Origin of the sequence: Gelidibacter salicanalis (genome assembly GCF_007997285.1) — a bacterium.
GTDB lineage: Bacteria > Bacteroidota > Bacteroidia > Flavobacteriales > Flavobacteriaceae > Gelidibacter > Gelidibacter salicanalis.
In genome coordinates, this window is sequence record NZ_VORX01000021.1 from 1 (window position 1) to 1,233 (window position 1,233).

Below are 1,233 nucleotides of genomic sequence, written 5' to 3' on the forward strand. Positions count from 1 at the left end.
TCGTTCCAATAATTTTGAAAAGTATTAGGACTCATTTTAGGTAAGTGTCTGTGGACTCTTTTTTCATTATAATTAATTACTGCTTTTTTTACGTATTGCTTTAATTGATAAAATGTTTTGGGATTCCAATATTTTAGATACTCTTCTTTAATTGTTCTATTGATGCGTTCTGCGTATGCATTGTCCAAACCACTTAAGGCCATGCTTATTTTTGTATTGTTATCCTTTAACAGGTCTAAATATTGACCATAAGTGTACTGACTTCCTCTATCTGAATGATGGATAATTGGTGCCTGATTTCCCTTTAAGGCCATTTGCAATGCTTTTAAATTGGCTTGCGCTCTCATGTTGTCTGACACTTGATACCCTACGATTTTTTTCGTATAAACATCTATTATAAACACCGCATAGTAGTGTTTGCCATTTAGTGGTAAATAGGTTATATCCGATTGCCAAACCGTATTTGGAGTATTGACTTGTAAACCTTTAATAAAGTTTGGATAAAATTTTCGCCCAGATATTGTGGTTCGTTTATAGTTCTTCACTTTTTTTATTCTATACCCTAACCCCATCATCGTGTCTATAAATCGATCACGACCTATAAAGTCAGGGGTCAAGATGTCATACATTTTTTCTACTCCACAACCAGGATGAGCCAGACGAAGATCATCTGCCTCCAGGATAAGCTGTAATATTTTGTTATCAAAAACGGCTTGTCGTTTGGCATATTGATAAACAGCCTGTTTGCTTATGCCAATGGTTTGATAGAGCTGGTTCATACTATAAGTTAATGTTTCTTTATGTGTTTTGAACCAGTTGATTGTGGAGTGTTGGAGTTTTTTTTAATGTCGATATCAAATTCGTCTTTAGCGATATCTATCATTTTTTCCAAATAATCAATTGAGATTTGCTTACGTCCAACGATAGCTTCGAGCTCTTTGATGCGTGTCTGCAATTGTTTTAGTTTTTGGGTACTACTGTCTTTCATCTCTACAACTCTTGAACCTTTTTCATTAAAGGTAGAAAATTTATATATCCATTTATAAATTGTTGGATTACTTATCCCATGGAGTTTCTCCAATTGAATAACACTGAATTGTCCAGATTCGAAATCATGAACAATCTGGAGCTTAAATTCTTCCGAATAAATACGGTGCTTTTTTAAGGTTTTTAAATTTGCTTTCATAAGTTTACACTTTGATTAAAGTGGTCAACCTATATCAGGGACTTACA

The 1,233-nt window shown here is 33.7% G+C and carries 2 protein-coding genes; both read right to left on the minus strand.

Annotated features, from left to right (window positions below; genetic code table 11):
* The coding region (locus ES711_RS16155) for an IS3 family transposase (RefSeq protein WP_146894342.1) at positions 1-779 on the minus strand (779 nt) is incomplete at its 3' end.
* Positions 780-787: 8 nt separating this feature from the next.
* Complete coding sequence (locus ES711_RS16160) at positions 788-1,186, minus strand: transposase (protein WP_146894343.1); 399 nt, start codon at positions 1,184-1,186, stop codon at positions 788-790.
* Positions 1,187-1,233: the final 47 nt, after the last annotated feature.